Raw genomic sequence first — 24,490 nt, forward strand, 5'->3', positions numbered from 1 at the left:
TGCGAGGAGCCAACGGGTCCGCGCAAAGCGCGGCCCGATGACAGGCTCCGCGACGAAGCAATCCAAAGTCACGGCTGCCGCCCTGGATTGCTTCCGCCTTCGCTCTTCGAGCTACGGCGGACAAGTCGCTTCGCTCGCAATGACGAAACACGAAGACCACTTCACTAGTCGCACTGTCGTCTAGTAGCGGTTGGCGATCGGCAGCTCTTCCGCGGGGAACAGCGTGATCACCTGGCAGCCCTTGTCGGTCACCACGACCTCCTCCTCGATCCGCGCGGCGGAGAAGCCGTCGGTGGCCGGGCAATAGGTCTCCAGCGCGAACACCATGCCGGTCTTGATCTCCATCGGATTGTCCAGCGAGACCAGCCGCGAGATGATCGGACGCTCATGCAGGGCCAGGCCCAGGCCGTGGCCGAACTGCAGGCCGAACGCGGCCATCTCCGACGGAAAGCCGAACTCTTCCGCCTTCGGCCACACCTTGGCGACGGTGTCCGTCGAGACGCCGGGCTTGATCAAGGCGATCGCGTTGTCGAGCCATTCCCGGCACTGCTTGTAGGCGTCGTGCTGGGCCGGCGTCGCGCGCCCGACATTGAAGGTGCGGTAGTAGCAGGTGCGGTAGCCCTGATAGGACTGCAGGATGTCGAAGAACGCCTGGTCGCCGGGGCGCAGGATGCGGTCGGTGAAATTGTGCGGATGCGGATTGCAGCGCTCGCCGGAGATCGCGTTGATCGCCTCGACGTCGTCGGAGCCCATCTCGTAGAGCATCTTGTTGGCGAGCGCGACGATGTCGTTCTCGCGGATGCCCGGCTTCAGGTTCTCGTAGATCGAATGATAGACGCCGTCGACCATGGCCGCGGCCTGGTTGAGCAGCATGATCTCGTCGATGTTCTTGATCTCGCGCGCGTCGAGCATGATCTGCTGGCCGTCGACCACCTTCATGCCGGCGTTCTGCAGCTCGAAGAACATCGCGGTCTCGGCGAGGTCGACGCCGACCGGCATGTCGGCGACGCCGGCGGCGCGCAGCAGGCTCATCACCTCCTCGGCATGGGCCTTCATCAGCCCGACCGCGGGTGGCACGGTGCCGCGCATGCCGAGCATGCCGGCACGGCAGTTGTCCGGCGCCAGCCAGTCGCAGAAGATGCGATGATGGACGGCGGCCGAGCCGAAATCCCACACGATCGGCTCGCCGTCACCGGCCAGCAGCGCAAACCGACACAGCTTGTCGCGCTCCCACTCGCCGATCTTGGTGCCGGAGACGTAGCGGATGTTGTTGACATCGAACAGCAGCAGCGCACCGCAGCCTGAGTTCCTCAGGGCCACCCGCGCCCGCGCCAGCCGGTACCGCCTGAGACGGTCGAAATCGACGCGGCGCTCGAAATCAACCGAGACATGGCCATGCGAGGGGATCGCCCGTCCCCAGCGCCAATTCGGATCGAGATGCTCGGGACTGACCAGATGGGGCTTCAGCGCGCTCGCTGTCATGTGGACGTTTCCCATTCGTTATTGCAATCGATTGCAGGGCCGGATTTATTGCACACACGTCCAGCGTGTCAAGGTATGGTGTGACCAAAACGTCGTTGCGCTGCGGCATCAGAGGCTCAGGATGAAACGAACTTTGCGATCGGCAGCAGGCTCCTACGCGGCGGCCTCACGCCCGACCATCAAGGACGTCGCCGCCCGCTGCGGCGTTCACCCCTCGACGGTCTCGCGCGCGCTCAGCCCGGCGATGAAGCACCTCGTCGCCGCTGATGTCGCCGACCGCATCCAGGCGGCCGCGAATGCTCTGGGCTACCGGCTGAACATGGCCGCCAAGGGCCTGCGCACCGGACGCAGCGGCCTGATCGGCGTGCTCGCGCCTGATATCGCCGACCCCGGCTTTCCGCCTGTTCTGTCCGGCATCGCCGATCACCTGCATGCGCAGGGTTATGCGACGATCGTGGCCGATGCCGGCACGGAGGGCTCGGAGCAGGACCTCGTCGACCGCTTGATCGCCCGCGGCGTCGATGGTCTGGTGCTGGCGACGGTGACCTTGCGCGACGACGTCGTGAAGCATTGCCTGGATGCGGCGTTGCCGGTCGTGCTCATCAATCGCGTCGATGCCGCCGCGCAGCTGCCGTCCGCGGCCAGCGACGATGCGGCCGGCATGCGTCTCGCGGTCGAGCACCTCGTCGCGCTCGGCCACCGGCGCATCGGTCATGTCGCAGGCCCGCAGCACATCTCGACCGGTGCGCGCCGTCGCGCCGGCTTCGAGGCCAGCGTCCGCGATGCCGGCCTGTCCGCGCGCCAAACGCCGGTCGAGACTGTCGACGCCTATACGCGTGCGGCCGGCCGCGAGGCCGCGTTGCGCCTGCTCGCGCGCCGGACCCGGCCGACCGCGATCGTGGCGGCCAATGATTTGCTCGCGCTCGGCGTCTATGACGCGCTGGCGGCGCGCGGCCTCGCCTGCCCCGGGGACGTCTCCGTGGTCGGCCACAATGACATGCCGTTCGTCGACCTGGTGTCGCCGCCCCTGACCACGGTGCGCATCGCGCAGCGCGACATGGGCGAAGCCGCGGCGCGGCTGCTGCTCGCGCGCATCACTGATCCCAGCGCGGCCAACGAGCACGTCGTGCTGACGCCGAGCCTCATCCTGCGCGGCTCGACGGCAGCGCCCCGGCCCTGATCACGGCCGCGCGGCGCGCGAGATCACCTGCCCGGCGCGGGCGTTCTGATGCGCGCCCTGCCACCAGGTGAGCGCGCCATTGACGACGACGGCCTCGATGCCGGCGGCGGGCACGCAAGGGTCATCATAGGTCGCGGTGTCGCGCACCTTAGCTGCGTCGAAGATCGTGATATCGGCATGATTGCCCACCGCGATCGTGCCGCGTCCCTTGATGCCGAAATTCTGCGCGGTCAGGCCGCTCATCTTCCACACCGCGGTCTCCAGCGAGAACAGTTCCAGCTCACGGCAATAATAGCCGAGCACGCGCGGGAACGTGCCCCAGAGCCGCGGATGCGGACGCTCGCCGAACGGCAGGCCGTCGGAGCCGATCATGGTCGGCTCGAAGGCAAGGATGGTCTTCACGTCGGCCTCGTCCATCGCGAAGTAGATCGCCGACGCCGGCTGCAGGCGCTTCGCAGCCTCGAGCCGGTCGACGCCCCAGGCGGCCGCGATATCGGCGAGATCCCGGCCGGCCATTTCCGGATGCGGCTTCGACGCGGCGACGACGACCTTGACCTGCAGCTTGGCCGGATCGGTGTGCAGCATGGTGGAGGACGCGTTGTAGGGATAACAGTCGAGCGCGACGCACTGGCAGCTCATTGCCTTGGTGATCAGCGGCAGTGTCTCCTTCGTACGTCCGAAATTCGCTGGCCCAACGACCTTGTGGTGCGAGATCACGACCTGGACGTCGAGCGCCTTGCCAATCGCAAAACTCTCCTCCAGCGAGCGGATCACGTCGTTGGCCTCGTTCCGCATGTGCGTCGCGTAGACGCCGCCGCTGCCGGTCAGCGGGCGGCAGACCTCGATGATCTCCTCGGTCGGCGCCGCCTCCGCCGGCGGATAAAAGGTCCCGGTCGAGACGCCGATGGCGCCGGCATCGAGCGCCTCCTGCACATGGCCGCGCATCGCGGCGATCTCGGCTTCGCTCGCCGCGCGGCCGAGATCGCTGACCACGGACGCGCGCAGCGAGGTGTGGCCAACCATCGGCGCGACGTTCACGGCCGCCGGCGCCGCGCGCAGTGCCGCGACGTAGCCGGCGAATGACGCATACTCCGCGATCCGGCCGTCCCCCGGCGACAGCAGGCCGAGCGGCATCGGCCGCGGCGAGCCGGGCTTCAGCGGCGCGATGCTGACGCCGCAATTTCCGGTCACCACTGACGTCACGCCCTGCGAGACCTTGCAGGTCATGCCGGGATCGACCAGCACGGCGCTGTCGTCATGGGTGTGCGAGTCGATGAAGCCCGGCGCGACGATGCGGCCCGCGGCGTCGATCACGCGCGCAGCGGTTCGGCCATCGAGCTCACCGACGGCAACGATGCGGCCATCCCTGATGCCGACATCAGCCTCGAACCGGGGCGCCCGCGTGCCGTCAATGACGGTGCCGCCGCGGATGATGAGATCGAAGGAGTCGGAGGAAGGCTGGGTGTCGGTCATGAGGTCTCGCGCAGGGATTCTGGTCGGAGCTGGCGGGACTATCCGCTGGACGCCTCAGGGCGTCCAGCGCCATCCATATGAGGCGCACGCTGAGCTGGGCTGCCCATATGGTGGACCTGCAGATCTTCGACGCCCGACCGGGGGATCGGCGTCGAGCTCTCGCATCGCGGGCCGCGCTCCCCTCGCCCGCTCTTGTCAGCCGCAGCCCGAAGAGCGAAAGCGGATGCGGCGAGGGAGAGCCCCACCGTCATCGCGTTGAGAGGTCGGCCGCATCCCTGTCGCGCGCTGGACGTCCGATCGCAGCTATTTCGCGCCCACGGCCTTCTTGCGCCAGGCGAGATGAACCGCGCAGGCGCAGCCGGGCGGGTGGTTGGCGAGCTCGGCCGGCACAGTGTCGTTGGCGGGAGGCGCGGGCGGCGCGCTGGCCCGCGGCACGTTCGCATCCGACACTCCCCTTGCGGGGATGTAGTTCAAGATCGGCGCCAGCCAGCGCTCCACCTCGGCCACAGTCATGCCCTTGCGCACGGCGTAGTCCTCGACCTGGTCGCGCTCGATCTTGCCGACGCCGAAATAGAAGCTTTCGGGCGAGGCGAAATAAAGCCCCGACACCGACGAGCCCGGCCACATCGCGTAGCTCTCGGTCAGCGTGACGCCGGCGTTCTTCTCCGCGTCGAGCAGCTCGAACAAGGTCGCCTTCTCGGTGTGGTCGGGCTGGGCCGGATAGCCGGGCGCCGGGCGGATGCCCTGATACTTCTCCAGCATCAGGTCATCGGGCGAGAGTGCCTCGTCCGGCGCATAGGCCCAGAACTCGCGGCGGACGCGAGCGTGCAGGCGCTCGGCAAAGGCTTCCGCGAGGCGGTCGGCCAGCGCCTTGACCAGGATCGAGGAGTAGTCGTCATTGGCATTCTTGAAGCGGTCGGCGATCACATCTTCGCCGAGGCCCGCCGTCACGACGAAGCCGCCGACATAATCCGGCACGCCGGAGGCCTGCGGCGCGATGAAGTCGGACAGCGCCGTGTTGAAGCGGCCCTCGCGCTTCTCCAACTGCTGGCGCAGCGTGTGCAGCGTTGCAACCGCCGTGGTCCGGCTGTCGTCGGTATAGAGCACGATGTCGTCGCCGACGGCATTGGCCGGCCAGAAGCCGATCGCGGCGCGGGCCGTGAACCACTTCTCGGAGACGATGCGCTTCAGCATCTTCTGCGCGTCGTCATAGAGAGCGCGCGCGGCCTCGCCGACCTTGGCGTCGTCGAGGATGGCCGGAAAGCGGCCGGCGAGTTCCCAGGTCTGGAAGAACGGTGTCCAGTCGATATAGGGCACGAGCTCGGCGAGGTCGTAGTCGACAAATGTCTTGGTGCCGAGGAAGGTCGGCTTCACCGGCTTGGCCTTGGCGAAGTCGATCTTCGGCGCATTGGCGCGGGCGTCCGCAAGCCTCAGCCGCTTCTTGTCGGCCTGGCCGCGCAGATGCGCGGCGGCGATCTTCTGATATTCGGTGCGGACCTCGGCGGCGTAGGCGTCCTTGCGCTCGGCCGACAGCAGCGACGACGCCACGCCAACGGCGCGGCTGGCGTCGTTGACGTGCACGACCGGCCCGCCCTGGTAGTTCGGGTCGATCTTGACGGCGGTGTGGACGCGGCTGGTGGTCGCGCCACCAATCAACAGCGGCACGTTCAGCCCCTGGCGCTCCATCTCCGAAGCGAGATACGCCATCTCGTCGAGCGAGGGCGTGATCAGCCCGGACAGGCCGATGATATCGGCCTTCTCCGCCTTCGCGGTCTCGATGATCTTGGCCGCGGGCACCATGACGCCGAGGTCGATGACCTCGAAATTGTTGCACTGGAGCACGATGCCGACGATGTTCTTGCCGATGTCGTGGACGTCGCCCTTGACGGTCGCGAGCACGATCTTGCCGGCGTTGGAGCGCTCGGCGGCAGCGCCCTTGTTGGCGGCCTTCTCGGCCTCCATGAACGGCATCAGATAGGCGACCGCCTGCTTCATCACGCGCGCGGACTTCACCACCTGCGGCAGGAACATCTTGCCGTCGCCGAAGAGGTCGCCGACCACGTTCATGCCGGCCATCAGCGGGCCTTCGATGACGTGGAGCGGGCGCTCCGCCGCAGCGCGGGCCTCCTCGGTGTCCACTTCGATGAACTCGGTGATCCCATGCACCAGCGCGTGGCTCAGCCGCTTGTCGACCGGCCATTCGCGCCAGGCGAGATCGGCCTCCTTGGTCTGCTTGCCCTGGCCGCGGAATTTCTCCGCCAGCGCCAGCAGCCGCTCGGAGGCGCCGGGGTCGCGGTTGAGGACGACGTCCTCGCACACCTGGCGAAGCTCGGGATCGATGTCGTCATAGACGATCATCTGCCCGGCATTGACGATGCCCATGTCCATGCCCGCCTTGATGGCGTGATACAGGAACACCGAGTGCATCGCCTCGCGCACGGGCTCGTTGCCGCGGAACGAGAACGACAGATTGGAGACGCCGCCGGAGATGTGGGCGTGCGGCAGGTTCGCGCGGATCCAGCGCGTCGCTTCGATGAAGTCCACGCCGTAATTGTTGTGTTCCTCGAGCCCGGTCGCGATCGCGAAAATGTTCGGGTCGAAGATGATGTCTTCCGGCGGGAAGCCGATCGTCTCGACCAGGATCTTGTAGGCGCGGGCGCAGATCTCGGTCTTGCGCTTGTAGGTGTCGGCCTGGCCGGTCTCGTCGAACGCCATCACGACCACGGCGGCGCCATGGCGTCGCGCGATCTTGGCCTCGTGGATGAACTTCTCCTCGCCTTCCTTCAGCGAGATCGAGTTCACGACCGGCTTGCCCTGCACGCATTTCAGGCCGGCCTCGATGACGTGGAATTTCGAGGAATCGACCATCACCGGAACGCGGGCGATGTCCGGCTCGGCGGCGACGAGGTTGAGGAAGGTCCGCATCGCGGCTTCCGAATCCAACAGGCCCTCGTCCATGTTGACGTCGATGACCTGGGCGCCGTTCTCGACCTGGTCGCGCGCGACCTGCAGCGCGGCCGTGTAGTCGCCCGCAGTGATCAGCTTGCGGAATTTGGCGGAGCCCGTGACGTTGGTGCGTTCGCCGACATTGACGAACGGAATCGCCGGCGTCAGCTCGAACGGCTCCAGGCCCGACAGCCGCAGCCGCGGCGCGATGTCAGGCACGACGCGCGGCTTGTGCGGGGCGACGGCAGCCGCGATCGCCGCGATATGGTCCGGCGTGGTGCCGCAGCAGCCGCCGACGATGTTGACGAGGCCAGCGCTCGCGAACTCCCCGATCAGCCGCGCCATGTAGGCCGGCGTCTCGTCATACTGGCCGAATTCGTTGGGCAGGCCGGCGTTCGGATAGGCGCAGACCAGCGTATCGGCGACGCGGCCAATGTCGGCGACATGGGCGCGCAGATCCTCGGCGCCGAGCGCGCAGTTGAAACCGATGGTCAGCGGCCTGGCGTGGCGCACCGAGTTCCAGAACGCCTCCGGCATCTGGCCCGACAGCAGGCGCCCCGATTTGTCGGTGATGGTGCCCGAGATCATCACGGGCACGTCGATGCCACGCTCCTCGCAGAGCTCGGCGATCGCATACAGCGCGGCCTTGGCGTTGAGCGTGTCGAACACGGTCTCGACCAGCAGGATGTCGGCGCCGCCGTCCAAGAGCCCGCGCGCCTGCTCGCCATAGGCGAGGCGCAGGTCGTCGAAGGTCACGGCGCGGTAGCCGGGATTGGAGACGTCGGGCGAGATCGACGCGGTGCGGTTGGTCGGGCCCATGGCGCCGGCGACGAAGCGCTGCTTGCCGTCCTCGGCCGCAACGCGCGTCGCGGCGTTGCGCGCGAGCCGCGCACCCTCGCGGTTGAGCTCGTAGATGATGTCGGAGAGGTCGTAATCGGCCTGTGCGATCGATGTCGCCGAGAAGGTGTTGGTGGCGACGATGTCGGCGCCGGCGCGCAGATATTGCGCGTGGATGTCCTCGATCGCGTCCGGCTGGGTGAGGATCAGCAGATCATTGTTGCCGCGGAGATCGCGGTGAAAGTCCTTGAACCGCTCGCTGCGAAAGGCGGCCTCGTCGAACTGCAGCGCCTGGATCATCGTGCCCATGGCGCCGTCGAGGATCAGGATGCGCTGAGCTGCGGCAGCGAGGAAGGCGGTACGCGCGGTGGAAACAGGCGATGACATCAGGCGGCAGCCTTGTTGGCGGACTTCGGACGGATGCCCAGCAGATGGCTGATCGCGAACACGAGGTCGGCGCGGTTCATGGTGTAGAAATGGAAGGTGTCGACGCCATGCTTGGCGAGCTTCTGCACCTGGCCGGCGGCGACGGTCGCTGCGACCAGCTTGCGGGTCTCGGGATCGTCGTCGAGGCCGTCGAATTTCTCGGCGAGCCAGTCCGGCACCGTGGTGCCGGTGCGGGTGACGAAGCCGCGCGCCTGCTTGAAATTGTGCATCGGCATGATGCCGGGCACGATCGGAATCGCGATGCCACGCGCGCGGACGCGATCGATGTAGCGGAAGTAGAGATCGTTGTCGAAGAACACCTGGGTGATGGCGCGGCTCGCGCCGGCGTCGACCTTGGCCTGGAGCATGTCGATGTCGGCGTCGAAGTCGCGGCTCTCCGGGTGCTTCTCCGGATAGGCCGAGACGATGACGTCGATGTCGGGATGCCGCCGCTTGATGCCTTCGATCAGCTCGGGCGAGGTCTGGTAGCCATCGGCGCGGGTGGAATAGGGCGTGCCGATGCCGCCGGGCGGATCGCCGCGCAAGGCCACGATATGGCGGACGCCGACCTCGTGATAGCGATCGACGACTTCGTCGATCTCGCCGCGCGAGGCGCCGACGCAGGTCAGGTGCGCGGCCGGCAGCAGCGCGGTTTCTTTCAGGATGCGCGCGATCGTGGCGTGCGTACGCTCGCGTGTCGAGCCGCCGGCGCCATAAGTCACGGAGACGAAGCTCGGCTCCAGCGGGGCGAGGCGCTCGATCGAGGCCCAGAGCGTCCGGTCCATCTCCTCGCTCTTGGGCGGGAAGAACTCGAACGAGATCTTCGGCCGGACAATGGCGGAATGGCCGTCGGTGATGGCGGAGGCGAGGTCGGTCATGGCAACGCAGGTTCCCGATGGCGCGTAAATTTCAACTCAAGAGGGGGCTCGCCCCTAGGGGCGCCAAGATAAGGGAAGTGCGTCGCAAGCGACAGCCCAACGGAAATGGGATTTGGCCCACTTACCTGAATAAAATGAAGTTTGCCCCGCTTTGATCGCCTGTACAGTGGGCAAATAAATCGTAATGCTATCAACGATAAAATACGGATAACAGACAGCTTTCGTCCAACAGTGATGTGGGAATCGGCATTACATCATTGTATACAGAAACGTCGTCCCACCCCCCCGACTCAGCTGATCCCTGCAATTCCGGCAGGTCACCGCCGCGGTTGGCCCATTGTGGCGCGCCGCGCAGGCATTAGGTTGATGCCATGATCCCGCTTTCCGTCCTCGACCTTTCCGTCACCACCACGGCGACCCCGCCGTCGGCGGCGCTCCGCAACAGCATCGACCTGGCACGCCATGTCGATCAGCTCGGCTATGTCCGCTACTGGCTCGCCGAGCACCACAGCCTGCCCTCGGTGGCGAGCCCGTCGCCCGACATCATGATCGGGCAGATCGCGGCCGCCACCAAGCACATCCGCGTCGGCTCCGGCGGCGTGATGCTGCCCAACCACGCGCCGCTGGTCGTCGCCGAGCGCTTCAAGATGCTGGAGGCGCTGTTTCCCGGCCGCATCGATCTCGGCCTGGGACGCGCGCCCGGTACCGACGGCACCACGGCCTATGCCTTGAGGAGCCGGCTGGACCGTCGCGAGGGCGACGATTTCCTGGAGCGGCTGCACGAATTGATGCTGTGGGAGACCCGCGAATTCCCCGCCGGCCATCCCTACAACAACGTCATCGCGATGCCCGACGACGCGCCATTGCCGCCGATCTGGCTGCTTGGCTCGAGCGACTATTCCAGCGAGCTGTCGGCGCAGCTCGGCCTGGGCTTTGGCTTCGCGCATCATTTCGCCAGCCACGATGCGGTCGATGCGATGCGAACCTATCGCGCGCATTTCACGCCGTCGCGCTGGCGCAGCCAGCCGCATGCGGTCCTGGCCGTCGCGGTGGTGACCGCCGACACCGATGCCGAGGCCGAGCGGCTGGCATCGTCGATGGACCTCAACCGCCTCCGGCGCGACCGCGGCCAGTTCCTGCCGCTGCCGAGCCCGGAGGAGGCCGCCGCCTATCTGTATACAGACGCGGACCGCGCCTCCATCGCGCGCAACCGCTCGCGATTATTCGTGGGATCACCAGCCACCGTGCGCGCCAAGCTCGACCCGATGATCGCCGCCAGCCAGGCCGACGAGCTGATGGTCATCACCGCGACCTTCGACCACGATGCCCGCAAGCGCTCCTACAGCCTGCTCGCGGACGCCTTCGGGCTGGAGCGGGCGGCGGCGGCCTGAGCCGATCGACGGCTCACCACGCGATCAACGGCGAGCGATGCAGCCAGGTCCCCTCGCCCACCTGATCCAGCACGAAGCGCGCGACGTCGTCCCGTGCAATCCCGCCGCCATGAAAGCCGGAGAGATCCGTTAGCGCACGAATCGTTCGGCCACCTGGCTGGTCGTTCAGCACCGCGGGCCGCACAACGACCCAGTCGAGCCCGCTCTCCCGGATGATCGCCTCCTGCCTGTTCTTGTCCGCGTAGACCTTGCGCAGCAGCAGCGGAAAGATCAGCCGGTCGAAAACAAAGCCGCCGTGCCCCGCGCTGTCGCCGGCGCCCATCCCGGTGATGGCGACCAGACGCGAGACATTCTCCGCCTTCATCGCGCTGACGAGCGAGCGGGTCACCGTTGACAGCAGCGTAACCTCGCGGAATGGGCTGGCCGGCGTGCCGAGCGCGCTGATGACGGCGTGCTGACCGTTGAGCGCTTTCCGCAACGCGGACTCGTCGCGGGCGTCGCCGACGAGGAGGCGAGCACCCTTCAGATCGCCGGCCTTCTCCGGCGAGCGCACCAGCGCCGTAACCTGGTGGCCCCGCGCCAGCGCTTGGCGCACGATCAGGCGGCCAGTGCCGCCGGTCGCGCCAAGGACCAGGATATTCGGCTTCGTTGTGTTGTCGCTTGTGAGATTGGTCATGTTGACCTCCTTGAATGGCAGCGGGACGCGTCCTCGGAGGCGGCCCGCATGCTGGTTTCGGGGGATGATCGGAGCAGCGTGCCGTCAGGCCGCGGCCACGATGTCGGTGACGAAGTCGCGATAGGAGCGCAGCGGGCGGCCCAAGAGCGCAGTCAGGCGCGCGACGTCGCCTGTCTCAGGAACCATGCCGTCGGTCAGGAAGCGTTCGGCCATCAGCCGCATGTCGAACGCCGTCCAGCTCGGCATGACCTGCCGGAGGCTGGTCTCGAACTGCGTAGTATTGTCGCCGCCATAGGCGATCGTCCGCCCCAGTACGTCCGACCAGATCGCGGCGGCGTCAGCGCCGGTCAGCGTGTCCGGGCCGACCAGGTTGATGCGCGTCAGCGGCAGCGGCGTTGCCGACTGCTCGCGGCGGATCAGCTCGATCGCCGCGATCTCGCCGATGTCCCTGATGTCGACCATCGCGAGGCCCTTGGCTCCGATCGGCATCGGGTAGACGCCGTGATGGAGCGCGACGTCCTTGATCGTGAGATCGTTGTTCATGAAGTAGGCCGGCCGCAGGATGGTGGCGTTCAGCCCCATCTGCTCGATCATCCGCTCGACGGCGAACTTGCCGGCGAAGTGCGGCACGTTGACGTAGACGTCGCCGTGGATCACCGACAAATAGACGATCCGCTCGATGCCGGCCTCGCGGGCCAGATTGAGCGCGATCAGCGCCTGGGTGAATTCATCCGGCGTGACGGCGTTGAGCAGGAACAGCGTCGAGACGCCCGAGAGCGCGCCGCGCAGCGAATCGACGTCGAGCAGGTCGCCCTGCGCGAGCTGGACTGCGGCCGGAAAATTCGCCTTGGCGGGATCGCGGACGAGAGCGCGGACATCGGCGCCGCGCTTGACGAGCTGGTCGACGACGTGACGGCCGACGGTGCCGGTGGCACCGGTGACGAGGATGGTCATGGGGAATCTCCGGGGTTGGGATCAAAAGACACCCCGAAAATATTGATCCACACGAGAGCCAATAGACGCTATATCTGGACAGACCGTCTTACTGGTGGAACAGATGGATCTGCTGGCGCTCGCTGACTTCACGCTTGTCGCCCGCCACGGCGGCTTCGGCCGCGCTGCCCGCGCCACCGGGCGCCCGAAGGCGACGCTCTCCCGGCGGGTCGCGGAGTTAGAGGCGAGCCTCGAGATCAGGCTGATCGAGCGCGGCGGACGCACGCCGAAGCTGACCGAGGAGGGTCGGGCGCTGTTTGAGCGCGCGGGCGCGCTGCTCACCGAGCTCGACGAGACGGTCGCCGCGATTTCCTCGGGAGGTGGCAAGCCGCGCGGACGCTTGCGGATCAGCGCCCCGCTGCTGTTCTCGCAGACCGCGATGGGCAAGCTCGCGGCCACCTTCGCGCTGAGATATCCCGAGATCCGCCTGGACGTGACGACCGACGACCGCACCGTCGACATGGTCGAGGAGGGCTACGACCTGGTGATCCGGGTCAATCCGGACCCCGACGAAAGCCTGGTCGGACGCATCTTCCTGCGCGATCAGATGGTGGTGGTCGCGAGCCTGGCTCTGGCCCGGCCGGAGGACGGGGCCGTCGTTCCCGCGATCGTGCGGAGCAGCGACCAGATCGCAGCCTGGGAGGTGATGGCGCCCGGCGGCCGATCGCAGATCGCGATCGATCCGATCCTGCGGCTGTCATCGCTGATCATGGTGCGCGACGCGGTTCGCGCTGGCGTCGGCGCAGCATGCCTGCCGCTCTCCCTCGCCAGTCGCGACCTTGCCGCTGGCCGCCTCGTGCAATGGGCGGATCTGGACGGGCCGCCGGTCGCGCTGTGGACGCTCTATCCGTCGCGGCGGCTCCTGAGCGCGCGCGTGTCGGCGTTTCTCGATCATCTGAAGCAGGCGTTCCCGATGGGAACGCCTGCCGAGCTGGCGGCCTATGTTGGAGAATAGGCGCGGCTGACGCTCAAGAGAATCACTCCATCCGTTCGCTGAACGTGGCGCGGAACGGGTGCGCCGGATAGACGCCGACGATGCGCAGCTCGCGCGAGAAGAACTTCAATTCCTCCAGCGCAAACGCCAGCCCCTTGTCGTTGGGATGGCCGTCGACATCGGCATAGAACTGCGTGGCGAAGAAATTGCCGTCGACCATGTAGCTCTCAAGCTTGGTCATGTTGACGCCGTTGGTGGCGAAGCCGCCCATCGCCTTGTAGAGCGCCGCCGGCAGGTTGCGGACGCGGAATACGAAGCTCGTCACCAGCGGGCCGGAATTCTGCTCCGCCCATTGCTCCTCGCGCGCCAGCACCACGAAGCGGGTGGTGTTGTGGGCCTCGTCCTCGATGTCCTCGGCGAGAATGTCGAGGCCGTAGATCTGCGCCGCCAGGCGCGAGGCGATCGCCGCGACGCTCTTGTCGCCGCGCTCCGACACGTCCCGCGCACTGCCCGCGGTGTCACCGGCCACGATCGGGCGGATGCCAAGCTGACGGATGAAGCGGCGGCATTGCCCGAGCGCCTGGACGTGACTCTCGACGGTCTTGATGTCCGCAAGCCTGGTGCCCTTCAGGGCCATCAGCTGGTGGCGGATCGGCAGGAACCACTCGCCGATGATGTAGAGGCCGGAGGCCGGCAGCAGGTGATGGATGTCGGCGACGCGGCCGGCGACCGAGTTCTCGATCGGGATCATGCCGAGATCGGCCTCTCCGGACGAGATCGCGGCCAGCGCGTCCTCGAAGGTCGGGCAAGGCATGGCCTCGGCGCTCGGATAGGCCTCGGAGATGGCGATGTGGGAATTGGCTCCCGGCTCGCCCTGGAATGCGATTTTCAAGATCTTGCTCATGGTGGGCCTTGTAGCAGCTCAAGCCTTGGACAAATCAAGCCTTGGACAAGAGCCGGCGTGCGGTTTCGAGATCGGGCGGGGTATCGACCCCCCGCGGTACGGTATCGACGATGCCGATGTCGATCCGCATGCCGGCCTCCAGCGCGCGCAGCTGCTCCAGCTTCTCCTGAAGCTCGAGCGGCGAGGGCGGCAGGCTGACGAAGCGTTCCAGCGCGGCACGTCGATAGGCGTAGAGGCCGATATGATGGTAGCGTGGTCCGTCGCCGTGAGGCGCGGTGGCGCGGGTGAAATAGAGCGCACGCAGCCGCCGCTCGCCGATCGGCGAGCCGACCGCCTTCACCACGCTCGGCGCCGTGTCCTCCTCGGCGGTGTGGATCTGGGCCGCAAGCGTGGCGATATCGACGGCCGGATCGGACAGCGGCAGCAGCACGTCGCGGATGTTCTGCGGCAGGATGGTCGGGAAGTCGCCCTGCAGGTTGACCACGATCTCCGCTTCGCCAGCGGGATCGAGCTTGCACGACGCCTCGTAGATCCGATCCGATCCGGAGGGATGGTCCGGCCGGGTCATCACCGCCTCGCCGCCATGGGCGACGACCGCGTCCGCGATGTCCTTCGTGTCGGTGGCGACGGCGACCCGGCCGATATTGGCCTCCTGCGCACGGCGCAGCACCTGCACGATCATCGGCAGGCCGGCGATGTCGAGCAGCGGCTTGCCCGGCAGGCGGGTCGACGCCATGCGGGCCGGAATCAGCACGAGGATCTTGGATTGGGTCATCCGGGGAACGCACAGGTCGGAGCCGGTCGCAACAGCGCGTCCGACTTGATGGGGACAGCAAAAACCGCCCGCTTATACGGGTTGCCAGAGCACGGGCAAACCGATATCTCACTTCTGCCGCAGGGGGAGGCGCGACGGCTCGATGGCTTTCGATGCCTCTTGAATCCTGGGGCGATTCACGGTCGCGGCGTCGCGGCCTCCAAAGCAATGAAATTCGCCCTCGGAGCCTGATTCCAAAATGGACTCCTTTGAACTGAATAAAATCCTCGGCGCCGTGCTGGCCGCCTGTCTGGTCGTGCTGGTGACGAGCTTTTCCGCCAGCGCGCTGTTTGCGCCGAAGATGCCGGAAAAGCCGGGGTTCGAGATTGCCGTGAAGGAGGCCGAGAGCGCCGCCAAGCCGGGCGCAGCGCCGGCCGCCGCCGAGCCGATCGAAAAGCTGCTGCAGACCGCTTCGGTCGAGAAGGGCGCCGCCGCCGCCAAGAAGTGCGCGGCCTGCCACACCTTCGCGAAGGGCGAAAAGAACGGCGTCGGGCCGAACCTCTATGGTATTGTCGGTGACAAGATCGGCGAGGGCCGCGGCTTCAACTGGTCGCAGGCGATCAAGGCCAAGGGCGGCACCTGGACGATCGATGCCCTGAACCAGTTCATCACCAACCCGAAGGGCTACATCCCGGGCACCGCGATGGGCTTTGCCGGCATCCAGAAGGACAGCGAGCGCGCCGACGTGCTGGCCTATCTGAACTCGCTGGCCGACAGCCCTGCCCCGCTGCCGACCGCGGCCAAGTGAACCGGCCTCACCTTTGATTTCGAACGGCCGGGCCCCAAGCCCGGCCGTTTTGCTTTGAAGGGCGAATTTTGCCGCATTTGGGACCTTTGGTCGCATCCCGCCCGTTCACAACCCGGTATCATGAGGAAAAAGCAAGGTTATCGGTCGAAACCTTGCCGTATATTGGTCCCCTGAATGGAATGGGTTCACAGGTCGGGGCGCCCTTGCTTCGGCCGGCTGAACCCGCCCTTTGCGAATTGGGTTACGATCACACGTTGGATCTTTGGAGCAGCAGTGGCCATGGCTGCCCGGCTGCTTCCGAGCGGTCTTATTCAGAGGAAGTCTCATTTGACGATTACCCGACGACAGCTCCTGCAGAGCAGCGTCATCGCTGCGATGACCCCGGCGCTCGGCACCGCGGCCAGCCTTGCCCCTCTCGATGCCGCCCGGGCGCAGGCGGCCGATGATCCGGCCTGGCGTCACGCGCTGTCGCTGTTCGGCGACGTCAAATATCCGGCGGACTTCAAGCGCTACGACTATGTCAATCCGGACGCGCCGAAGGGCGGCCAGGTTCGCCTCAGCCCCGCCGGCACGTTCGACAACTTCAATCCCGTGGTTGCCGGCGTCAAGGGAGCGCTCGGGGCCGGTGTTTCCCTGATCTATGAAACCCTGACGACGGGGTCGCTCGACGAGGCGTCGACCGAATACGGTCTGCTCGCCGAAAGCGTGAAACATCCAGCGGACTATTCTTGGGTCATCTATCGCCTGAGGCCGGAGGCCAAGTGGCACGATGGTGTCCCCGTCACGCCGGCCGACGTGATCTTCTCGCTCGATGCGTTCAAGAAGAACCACCCGCGCTACAGCGCCTACTACCAGCACGTCGTTCGTGCGGAGGTGGTCGGCGAGCGTGACATCAAGTTCACCTTCGACGGGCCGGGCAATCGCGAGCTGCCCCAGATCGTCGGCCAGCTGATGGTGTTGCCGAAGCATTGGTGGGAGGGCACCGACAGCAAGGGTCAGAAGCGCGATATCGCAGCGACGACCCTGGAGCCCCCGCTCGGCTCCGGCCCCTACCGCATCAAGGAATTCGTCGCCGGGCGGACGATCGTCATGCAGCGCGTGAACGACTGCTGGGCCCGCAATCTCAACGTCAATGTCGGCCGCTACAATTTCGATGAACTGCGCTTCGACTATGTGCGCGACAGCCTGGTGGCGCTCGAAGCCTTCAAGGGCGACCAGGCTGATTGGCGCCTCGAAAACTCGGCGAAGAACTGGGCGACGGCCTATGATTTCCCGGCCGTCAAGGACCAGCGCGTCGTGCTCGAGGAGTTTCCGAACCGCAGCTCCGGGGTGATGCAGGCGTTCGTGCCGAACAGCCGGCGCGAGCTGTTCAAGGATGCCCGCGTCAGGCGGGCGCTGAACTTTGCGTTCGACTATGAAGAGATGAACAAGCAGCTCTTCTTCGGCCAGTACAAGCGCATTTCGAGCTATTTCGACGGCACCGAGCTGGCCTCCTCCGGGTTGCCTCAAGGGGCGGAGCTCGAGATTCTCGAAACCGTCCGCGCGGACGTTCCCGCCGACCTCTTCACGGCGGAGTACACCAATCCCGTTGGTGGCAGCAGCGAGGCCGTGCGCCGCAACCTGCTGGAAGCGCAGAAGCTGATGAAGGAGGCGGGCTACGAGGTTCGCGATCGCAAGCTGGTCAACGCGACGAGCGGCGCGGCGGCGAGCATCGAGCTGCTGGCCGACGCCGATGATCCGGCGTTCGAGCGCGTGGCGTTGTTCTACAAGCCCTCGCTCGAGCGGGTGGGCTTTGCCGTGACCGTCCGCAAGGTGGATTCCGTCCAGTTCGAGAACCGGATCCGCAACTGGGATTTCGACATGGTGATGCATTCGTGGCCGGAGTCGCTGTCGCCCGGCAACGAGCAGCGCGAATATTGGGGATCGCAGGCGGCCTCGATGGTCGGCTCGCAGAACCTGGCGGGGATCAGGAACCCGGCCATCGACAAGCTGATCGACCGGGTGATCTTCGCCAAGAGCCGTGACGAGCTGGTGGCTGCGACGCGTGCGCTCGACCGGGTGCTGCTCTGGAACTACTACGTCGTGCCGCAATGGAACTATCCGAAGCAGCGGACGGCGCGATGGGATCGCTTCGGCCGTCCCGACAACCTGCCGAAATACGGCATGGCGAGCTTCCCCGACATCTGGTGGTATGATGCCGACAAGGCCGCCAAGGTGAAACGCTCTTGAGCCAGCTCCTGAATCTGTCGCGCCGCGGCGTGCTCGGGCTCGGCCTGGGCGCGCTCAGCATTCCCCTGCTGACGCCTGCGAACGCCGCGGAGTTCGGCGCCGAGTCGCACGGCATGTCGGCGTTCGGCGATCTGAAGTACCCGGTCGACTTTCCTCATTTCGACTACGTCAATCCGGACGCGCCGAAGGGCGGGATGTTCTCGCAAGTTCCGCCGACGCGCGGCTATAATCAATCCTTCTACACGTTCAACTCGTTCAACGCTTTCATCCTGAAGGGCGAAGGCGCGCAGGGGATGGACCTGACCTTCGCGTCGTTGATGGTCCGGGCCGCCGACGAGCCGGATGCCATCTACGGCTTGGCCGCGAAGTCGGTCGCGATATCTCCTGACAAGCTGACCTACCGCTTCACCATACGGCCGGAAGCCCGCTTCCACGACGGATCGAAGCTGACGGCATACGATGTGGCCTTCTCGCTGAACGTTCTGAAAGAGAAGGGGCATCCACTGATTCTCGTTCAGTTGCGCGACTTCGTGAAGGCGGAAGCGCTCGACGATGCAACGGTCCTCGTGACCTTTGCCGCAAAGCGGGCGCGCGACGTGCCGCTCTACGTCGCCACATTGCCGATCTTCTCGAAGGCTTATTATTCCGGTCGCGCTTTTGATGAGTCCACCCTGGACGTTCCGCTCGGCTCCGGGCCTTACAAAGTCGGTCGCTACGAAATCAATCGTTTCGTCGAGTTGGAGCGTGTCAGGGATTGGTGGGCCGCAGACCTTCCGGTCAATCGAGGCAGCTACAACTACGATACGGTGCGTTACGAATTCTATCGCGATCGTGACGTCGCCTTCGAGGGTTTCACGGCAAAGACCTATCTCTACCGTGAGGAGTTCACCGCGCGGATCTGGGCGACCCGCTATGATTTTCCGGCCATCAAGGATGGTCGCGTCAAGCGTGAACTCGTGCCGGACGAAACCCCGTCGGGCGGGCAGGGCTGGTTCATCAATACGCGACGTGACAAGTTCAAGGACCCGCGTGTCCGCGAGGCTCTCATTCATGCCTTCGATTTCGAGTGGACCAACAAGACCGTGATGTACGGGGCCTATGCCCGCGCGGTCTCGCCGTTCCAGAACTCGGACATGGTCGCGGTGGGCCCACCGTCGGCGGACGAACTGAAGCTGCTGGAGCCGTATCGCGGCCAGGTGCCGGATGACGTGTTTGGCGAGCCGTTCGTGCCGCCGGTCACCGACGGCTCGGGCCAGGACCGCGCGCTGCTGCGCAAGGCCACGCAGCTGCTGCAGCAGGCAGGATTGCCAGTCAAGGATGGCAAGCGACTGCTGCCCAACGGCGAGGTCTTCCAGATCGAGTTCTTGCTCGACGAGCCGGCCTTCCAGCCGCATCACGCGACCTTCATCAAGAACCTGGCCCTGCTGGGGATCGAAGCCAACATCCGCCAGGTCGATGCGGTACAGTACCGCGCACGCGTCGAGGCCTTCGATTTCGATGTGACAACCGAGCGTCTCACGATGGAAGCGACACCGGGCGACAGTCTCAGACCCTATTTTACCTCGGAATCGGCCAAGACGAAGGGCTCGCACAACCTCGCCGGCATCGCGAGCCCTGCCATCGACGCATTGGTCGACAAGGCAATCGCGGCCGAGACGCGCGCGGATCTCACCGTCGCCTGTCGTGCGATCGATCGCCTGTTTCGCGCCGGGCGCTACTGGATCCCGCAATGGTATAACGCGAACCATCGCTTGGCCTATTGGGACCAGTTCGGTCATCCGGCCAAGCTGCCGAAATACGCCTCGGGTGCCGGAGCCCGCGACATCTGGTGGTACGATGCCGCCAAGGCCGCAAAGCTGGAGCAGGCGAAGTAGTTCATGGCTGCCTATATCCTCCGCCGCACGTTTCTGATGCTCCCGACCCTGCTCGGGATCCTCTTCATCTCCTTCGTCGTGGTGCAGTTCGCGCCGGGCGGACCGGTCGAGCGCGTGATCGCGCAACTGACCGGCGCCGACACCGGCGGCACCTCGCGCATCTCGGGCGGCAGCGGCTCCGATTTCGGCGCGCGGGCGCCGGGCCAGGTCGGCGCGGGCGGTGAGGTCAACTCCAAATATCGCGGCGCGCAGGGCCTCGATCCGAACTTCATCAAGCAGCTCGAGAAGCAGTTTGGCTTCGACAAGCCGGCGCCGGAGCGCTTCGCGCTGATGGTGTGGAACTACGCCCGCTTCGATTTCGGCAAGAGCTATTTCCGCGACACGTCGGTGCTGCAGCTGATCAAGGAGAAGCTGCCGGTATCGATGTCGCTGGGCGTCTGGATGACCCTGCTGACCTATCTGATCTCGATCCCGCTCGGCATTCGCAAGGCGGTTCAGGACGGCTCGCGCTTCGACGTCTGGACCTCGGCCGTGATCATCATCGGCTATGCCATTCCCGGCTTCCTGTTCGCGATCCTCTTGATCATCCTGTTCGCCGGCGGCTCGTTCCTCAACATCTTCCCGCTGCGCGGGTTGACGTCCGACGGCTGGGCGGACTTCCCGTGGTACTGGAAGATCATCGACTATTTCTGGCATCTCACTTTGCCGCTGCTGTCGATGGCGCTCGGCGCCTTCGCCACCATGACGCTGCTGACCAAGAACTCGTTCCTCGACGAGATCCGCAAGCAATATGTCATGACCGCCCGCGCCAAGGGCTGCAGCGAGACCCAGGTGCTGTATGGCCACGTGTTCCGCAACGCCATGCTGATCGTGATCGCGGGCTTTCCGGGCACCTTCATCCACGCCTTCTTCTCCGGCTCGCTCCTGATCGAGACCATCTTCTCGCTCGATGGCCTCGGCCTCTTGTCGTTCGAGAGCATCCTCAACCGCGACTATCCGGTCGTATTCGGAAACCTCTACATCTTCTCGCTGCTGGGTCTCGTGATCAACCTGATCTCCGACCTCACCTACATGTGGATCGATCCGCGGATCGACTTCGAGGCGCGGGAGGTTTGACGATGCTCAAAACCGCGCCCCCGATCGAGACCACCACGCCGGCGCCGCTCGGCGGGGCCGTGCCGCCGACGCGGCATCGTTTCCGGCCGTCGCCGCTCAACCAGCGCCGCTGGCAGAACTTCAAGGCCAACCGTCGCGGCTACTGGTCGCTGTGGCTGTTCCTGTTCCTGTTCATCGTGTCGATGTTCGCCGAGCTGATCGCCAACGACCGGCCGTTCCTGATCAAGTTCGACGGCCATCTGTACTGGCCGGCCTTCGTGACCTATCCGGAGACCGCGTTCGGCGGCGACTTCGAGACCGCCGCCGACTATCGCGATCCGTATTTGCAGAAGCTGATCGCGGACAAGGGCGGCACGGTGATCTGGCCGCTGGTCCGCTATTCCTACGCCACGCACAATCTCGACCTGCCGACGCCGGCGCCGTCGAAGCCGACCTGGATGCTGACGGAGGAGCAGTGCAAGCCGGTGGTCGAGAAGAAGGGCCTGAAGAGCTGCAGGGATCTCGAATACAACTGGCTCGGCACCGATGACCAGGGCCGCGACGTCGTCGCGCGCCTGATCTACGGCTTTCGCATCTCGGTGCTGTTCGGCCTGTCGCTGACATTCTTCTCCTCGATCATCGGCATCGCCGCGGGCGGCGTGCAGGGCTATTTCGGCGGCTGGGTCGACCTCCTGTTCCAGCGCTTCATCGAGATCTGGAACGCGATCCCCTATCTCTATCTGCTGCTGATCCTCTCGGCCGTGCTGGTGCCCGGCTTCTTCACCTTGCTCGGGATCATGCTGCTGTTCTCCTGGGTGTCGCTGGTCGGCCTCGTGCGCGCCGAATTTCTGCGCGGCCGCAATTTCGAGTACATCCAGGCGGCGCGCGCGCTCGGCGTCTCCAATGTCGTGATCATGTGGCGACATCTGTTGCCGAACGCCATGGTCGCCACCATGACGTTCCTGCCCTTCATCGTGTCGAGCTCGGTGATGACCTTGACCGCGCTCGACTTCCTCGGCTTCGGCCTGCCGCCGGGCTCGCCGTCGCTCGGCGAGATGCTGTCGCAGGCGAAGGCGAACGTGCAGGCGCCGTGGCTCGGCCTCACCGGCTTCTTCTCGGTCGCGATCATGCTGTCGCTGCTGATCTTTATCGGCGAGGCCGTGCGCGACGCGTTCGATCCGCGCAAGACGTTCAGGTGAGCGCCATGGATGCGATGACCCAACCGCTTTTGTCGGTCAGCGATCTCTCGGTGGCGTTCCACCAGGGCGGCCGCATGTCGACCGCGGTCGACCACGTCTCGTTCGACATCAAGCGCGGCGAATGCGTCGCCCTCGTCGGCGAGTCCGGCTCCGGCAAGTCCGTCAGCGCGCTGTCGGTGCTGAAGCTGCTGCCCTATCCGGTCGCCTCGCATCCCTCGGGCAGCATCCGTTTCAAGGGCCGCGATCTGCTGCCGCTGTCCGAAGGCGAGATGCGCGAGCTGCGCGGCAGCGACATCTCGATCATCTTCCAGGAGCCGATGACCTCGCTCAATCCGCTGCACACGATCGGGCGGCAGATCAGCGAGATCCTGCATCTGCATCGGCCGATCTCGAACAGCGCGGCGCGGACGCGCGTGCTCGAGCTGCTCACCCAGGTCGGCATCCCCGAGCCTGAGACCCGGCTCGGCAGCTATCCGCATCAGCTCTCCGGCGGCCAGCGCCAGCGCGTCATGATCGCGATGGCGCTCGCCAACGAGCCGGATCTTCTGATCGCCGACGAGCCGACCACCGCGCTCGACGTCACCGTGCAGGCGCAGATCCTGGCGCTGCTCGCCGACATCCGCGCGCGGCTCGGCATGAGCCTTCTGTTCATCACCCATGATCTCGGCATCGTCCGCCGCATCGCCGATCGCGTCTGCGTCATGAACGGCGGCAAGATCGTCGAGCAGGGCCCGGTCGAGCAGGTGTTCACCGCGCCCGCGCATCCCTACACCAAGGCGCTGCTCGCGGCCGAGCCGAAGCCGGATCCGGCACCGCCGCGGCCGGATGAGCCGGTGGTGATGCAGGCGAACGACCTGAAGGTCTGGTTTCCGATCAAGCGCGGCCTGTTCCGCTCCACCGTCGGCCACATCAAGGCGGTCGACGGCGTCAGCATCGCCGTGCGCAAGGGCGAGACGCTCGGCGTCGTCGGCGAGTCCGGCTCCGGCAAGACCACGCTCGGCCTGGCGCTGCTGCGGCTGATCTCCTCGGATGGCCCGATCGTGTTTCTCGGCAAGGAGATCCAGGGCCTGTCCTTCAAGGACGTCCGGCCGTTCCGCCGCGACATGCAGATCGTGTTTCAGGACCCGTTCGGATCCTTGAGCCCGCGCATGTCGGTCGGCGACATCATCGCCGAGGGGATCAGCGTGCATCAGCCCAAGCTGAGCGAGGAGGACCGGGAGGCCAAGGTCGTCAAGGCGCTCAAGGAGGTCGGCCTCGATCCGGAGACGCGCTTCCGCTATCCGCACGAATTCTCCGGCGGCCAGCGCCAGCGCATCTCGGTCGCGCGCGCCGTCGTGCTCGAACCCAGCTTCGTCGTGCTCGACGAACCGACGTCCGCGCTCGACATGCTGTTCCAGGCGCAGATGGTCGCCCTGCTGCGCGATCTGCAGCGCAAGCTCGATCTCACCTACATGTTCATCTCGCACGATCTGCGCGTGGTCGCCTCCCTGGCGAGCCACCTGATCGTGATGCGTCATGGCAAGGTGGTGGAGGAAGGACCCGCCGCGCAACTGTTCAAGGCGCCAAAGACCGACTACACCCGCGCCCTGTTCGCAGCAGCCTTCCACAACGAGGCCGCGGGGAATGGTCCGGCGGCGAGCTGAGCCGACGGAGCCAATCGGACGACGTGACCTCAGTGCCATCCTTGATAGTTGCATTCGAACTCCCACCGCAGTGACGGTGCGCTCCCTCTCGCCGTTCCTGCGGGGGCGCAACGAGCCCATGACGCGTTCGACCAGGTCTTCCCATCCAACACGAACGCGCTCGTCGGTTACACATTCAAAGTTCACGGCTTCAGACAACCCGGCAGACGCGCCGCCGCCTTCTCGCGACGCGATGCGCCCGAGTGATCCGGCAGGTCCGCCCTCGAATTCATCAGGAGGGCGCAGGGAAGGCCGGGAGCTCGCCGCCCCCATGGCCCCCGTGCGAATGAAAAGCACGGGGCAGGAACCACAGGTTCGGCAGGACATCCCGGCCTTCCCTGCGCGATGGGCTTCCGCCTTATACGCGCTCTCCCCGGGGACCGGCTGTCTTGCCCCCGTCGCCTGCGGATCATCGCCGCCGGCTTGGCATCAGCGTCGGGATGCCAGGACCACACGATTTCGGCGTCCGCCGCCTGCCGTTCGTCGGTGTGAGACACACTGCGGCAGATGGCGTCCATCGCTCCCCGCGTCCAACGTTCGTGACGATCGCGATTGCGCCCCTCCAGGGGACACGGGATGCGGCATCTATGCACGAATTCCGAAAAAGCGAAAGTGAAATATTTTTGCGCCTGGGACTGGACAGGGCAAATCAACCTGATGCGGCTCAGGAATTCGGTTTTTCGGCGTAGGTGAATTTCGGTGCCCGAGTGGTCGAGCGTGGCGCGCTAA

17 protein-coding genes are annotated in these 24,490 nt (G+C 65.8%); 9 read left to right on the top strand and 8 right to left on the bottom strand.

The genetic code is table 11. From position 1 onward, the window contains the following. Window positions 1–180: 180 nt before the first annotated feature. Window positions 181–1,482, bottom strand: coding sequence for a M24 family metallopeptidase (locus tag QQL87_RS20810; RefSeq protein WP_284418282.1), 1,302 nt, complete (start codon window positions 1,480–1,482; stop codon window positions 181–183). A gap of 121 nt (window positions 1,483–1,603) precedes the next feature. Here QQL87_RS20810 and QQL87_RS20815 point away from each other — a divergent pair, with 121 nt between their 5' ends. Next, complete coding sequence (locus QQL87_RS20815) at window positions 1,604–2,662, top strand: LacI family DNA-binding transcriptional regulator (RefSeq protein WP_284418283.1); 1,059 nt, start codon at window positions 1,604–1,606, stop codon at window positions 2,660–2,662. Here QQL87_RS20815 and QQL87_RS20820 read toward each other — a convergent pair whose 3' ends face one another. From QQL87_RS20820 to metF, 3 genes are all read right to left on the bottom strand, one after another. Next, window positions 2,663–4,135 carry an N-acyl-D-amino-acid deacylase family protein gene (locus QQL87_RS20820; protein WP_284418284.1) on the bottom strand — a complete coding sequence of 491 codons (1,473 nt, stop codon included), beginning with the start codon at window positions 4,133–4,135 and terminating at the stop codon, window positions 2,663–2,665. It lies immediately after the preceding gene. Window positions 4,136–4,438: 303 nt separating this feature from the next. Beyond that, on the bottom strand, window positions 4,439–8,305 hold the full coding sequence (metH, locus tag QQL87_RS20825; protein WP_284418285.1) for a methionine synthase: 3,867 nt from the start codon (window positions 8,303–8,305) through the stop codon (window positions 4,439–4,441). Continuing rightward, window positions 8,305–9,222: a methylenetetrahydrofolate reductase [NAD(P)H] gene (gene metF / locus QQL87_RS20830; RefSeq protein WP_284418286.1), complete on the bottom strand. Its 918-nt coding sequence runs from the start codon at window positions 9,220–9,222 to the stop codon at window positions 8,305–8,307. Before metF ends, metH begins: the two co-directional genes overlap by 1 nt. Before the next feature lie 371 nt (window positions 9,223–9,593). On the opposite strand from metF, the gene QQL87_RS20835 reads away from it, so the two are divergent. Further along, window positions 9,594–10,613: an LLM class flavin-dependent oxidoreductase gene (locus tag QQL87_RS20835; protein ID WP_284418287.1), complete on the top strand. Its 1,020-nt coding sequence runs from the start codon at window positions 9,594–9,596 to the stop codon at window positions 10,611–10,613. Between the two features lie 13 nt (window positions 10,614–10,626). Here the strand turns inward: QQL87_RS20835 and QQL87_RS20840 are convergent, their stop codons facing one another. Then, complete coding sequence (locus QQL87_RS20840; protein WP_284418289.1) at window positions 10,627–11,289, bottom strand: NAD(P)-dependent oxidoreductase; 663 nt, start codon at window positions 11,287–11,289, stop codon at window positions 10,627–10,629. 84 nt (window positions 11,290–11,373) lie between these two features. Continuing rightward, window positions 11,374–12,243 carry an SDR family oxidoreductase gene (locus QQL87_RS20845; protein ID WP_284418290.1) on the bottom strand — a complete coding sequence of 290 codons (870 nt, stop codon included), beginning with the start codon at window positions 12,241–12,243 and terminating at the stop codon, window positions 11,374–11,376. A gap of 103 nt (window positions 12,244–12,346) precedes the next feature. Between QQL87_RS20845 and QQL87_RS20850 the strand changes: the two genes are divergently transcribed. Then, window positions 12,347–13,237 (top strand): LysR family transcriptional regulator, encoded by an 891-nt coding sequence (locus tag QQL87_RS20850; protein ID WP_284418291.1) that lies wholly within the window; start codon window positions 12,347–12,349, stop codon window positions 13,235–13,237. A gap of 22 nt (window positions 13,238–13,259) precedes the next feature. Here the strand turns inward: QQL87_RS20850 and QQL87_RS20855 are convergent, their stop codons facing one another. Both QQL87_RS20855 and QQL87_RS20860 read right to left on the bottom strand, forming a co-directional pair. Continuing rightward, a complete protein-coding gene (locus QQL87_RS20855; protein WP_284418292.1) occupies window positions 13,260–14,120 on the bottom strand; it encodes a prephenate dehydratase in 861 nt (286 codons plus the stop codon). A gap of 34 nt (window positions 14,121–14,154) precedes the next feature. Continuing rightward, window positions 14,155–14,895 (bottom strand): 3-deoxy-manno-octulosonate cytidylyltransferase, encoded by a 741-nt coding sequence (locus QQL87_RS20860; protein ID WP_284418293.1) that lies wholly within the window; start codon window positions 14,893–14,895, stop codon window positions 14,155–14,157. 238 nt (window positions 14,896–15,133) lie between these two features. On the opposite strand from QQL87_RS20860, the gene QQL87_RS20865 reads away from it, so the two are divergent. The 6 genes from QQL87_RS20865 to QQL87_RS20890 all read left to right on the top strand — a co-directional run bounded on the left by QQL87_RS20865 (window position 15,134) and on the right by QQL87_RS20890 (window position 23,722). Continuing rightward, entirely contained in the window at window positions 15,134–15,682 is a 549-nt protein-coding gene (locus tag QQL87_RS20865) for a c-type cytochrome (protein WP_284418294.1), read from the top strand. A gap of 327 nt (window positions 15,683–16,009) precedes the next feature. Next, window positions 16,010–17,911, top strand: a complete 1,902-nt coding sequence (locus tag QQL87_RS20870; RefSeq protein WP_284418295.1) for an extracellular solute-binding protein — start codon at window positions 16,010–16,012, stop codon at window positions 17,909–17,911. Beyond that, window positions 17,908–19,785 (top strand): extracellular solute-binding protein, encoded by a 1,878-nt coding sequence (locus QQL87_RS20875; protein ID WP_284418296.1) that lies wholly within the window; start codon window positions 17,908–17,910, stop codon window positions 19,783–19,785. Before QQL87_RS20870 ends, QQL87_RS20875 begins: the two co-directional genes overlap by 4 nt. Window positions 19,786–19,788: 3 nt before the next feature. Next, window positions 19,789–20,901, top strand: coding sequence for a microcin C ABC transporter permease YejB (locus QQL87_RS20880; RefSeq protein WP_284418297.1), 1,113 nt, complete (start codon window positions 19,789–19,791; stop codon window positions 20,899–20,901). A 2-nt stretch (window positions 20,902–20,903) separates the two neighbouring features. Then, window positions 20,904–22,079: an ABC transporter permease gene (locus QQL87_RS20885; protein ID WP_284418298.1), complete on the top strand. Its 1,176-nt coding sequence runs from the start codon at window positions 20,904–20,906 to the stop codon at window positions 22,077–22,079. A gap of 5 nt (window positions 22,080–22,084) precedes the next feature. Then, window positions 22,085–23,722 carry an ABC transporter ATP-binding protein gene (locus tag QQL87_RS20890; protein ID WP_284418299.1) on the top strand — a complete coding sequence of 546 codons (1,638 nt, stop codon included), beginning with the start codon at window positions 22,085–22,087 and terminating at the stop codon, window positions 23,720–23,722. The last annotated feature ends 768 nt before the right edge of the window (window positions 23,723–24,490 follow it).

Origin of the sequence: Bradyrhizobium sp. SSBR45G, assembly GCF_030159255.1 — a bacterium.
GTDB lineage: Bacteria > Pseudomonadota > Alphaproteobacteria > Rhizobiales > Xanthobacteraceae > Bradyrhizobium.

What these genes read in the sequence shown, in the direction of transcription:
- QQL87_RS20810 (WP_284418282.1), bottom strand. Translation starts at nt 1,482, where the DNA reads ATGACAGCGAGCGCGCTGAAGCCCCATCTGGTCAGTCCCGAGCATCTC.
- QQL87_RS20815 (WP_284418283.1), top strand. Translation starts at nt 1,604, where the DNA reads ATGAAACGAACTTTGCGATCGGCAGCAGGCTCCTACGCGGCGGCCTCA.
- QQL87_RS20820 (WP_284418284.1), bottom strand. Translation starts at nt 4,135, where the DNA reads ATGACCGACACCCAGCCTTCCTCCGACTCCTTCGATCTCATCATCCGC.
- metH (WP_284418285.1), bottom strand. Translation starts at nt 8,305, where the DNA reads ATGTCATCGCCTGTTTCCACCGCGCGTACCGCCTTCCTCGCTGCCGCA.
- metF (WP_284418286.1), bottom strand. Translation starts at nt 9,222, where the DNA reads ATGACCGACCTCGCCTCCGCCATCACCGACGGCCATTCCGCCATTGTC.
- QQL87_RS20835 (WP_284418287.1), top strand. Translation starts at nt 9,594, where the DNA reads ATGATCCCGCTTTCCGTCCTCGACCTTTCCGTCACCACCACGGCGACC.
- QQL87_RS20840 (WP_284418289.1), bottom strand. Translation starts at nt 11,289, where the DNA reads ATGACCAATCTCACAAGCGACAACACAACGAAGCCGAATATCCTGGTC.
- QQL87_RS20845 (WP_284418290.1), bottom strand. Translation starts at nt 12,243, where the DNA reads ATGACCATCCTCGTCACCGGTGCCACCGGCACCGTCGGCCGTCACGTC.
- QQL87_RS20850 (WP_284418291.1), top strand. Translation starts at nt 12,347, where the DNA reads ATGGATCTGCTGGCGCTCGCTGACTTCACGCTTGTCGCCCGCCACGGC.
- QQL87_RS20855 (WP_284418292.1), bottom strand. Translation starts at nt 14,120, where the DNA reads ATGAGCAAGATCTTGAAAATCGCATTCCAGGGCGAGCCGGGAGCCAAT.
- QQL87_RS20860 (WP_284418293.1), bottom strand. Translation starts at nt 14,895, where the DNA reads ATGACCCAATCCAAGATCCTCGTGCTGATTCCGGCCCGCATGGCGTCG.
- QQL87_RS20865 (WP_284418294.1), top strand. Translation starts at nt 15,134, where the DNA reads ATGGACTCCTTTGAACTGAATAAAATCCTCGGCGCCGTGCTGGCCGCC.
- QQL87_RS20880 (WP_284418297.1), top strand. Translation starts at nt 19,789, where the DNA reads ATGGCTGCCTATATCCTCCGCCGCACGTTTCTGATGCTCCCGACCCTG.
- QQL87_RS20885 (WP_284418298.1), top strand. Translation starts at nt 20,904, where the DNA reads ATGCTCAAAACCGCGCCCCCGATCGAGACCACCACGCCGGCGCCGCTC.
- QQL87_RS20890 (WP_284418299.1), top strand. Translation starts at nt 22,085, where the DNA reads ATGGATGCGATGACCCAACCGCTTTTGTCGGTCAGCGATCTCTCGGTG.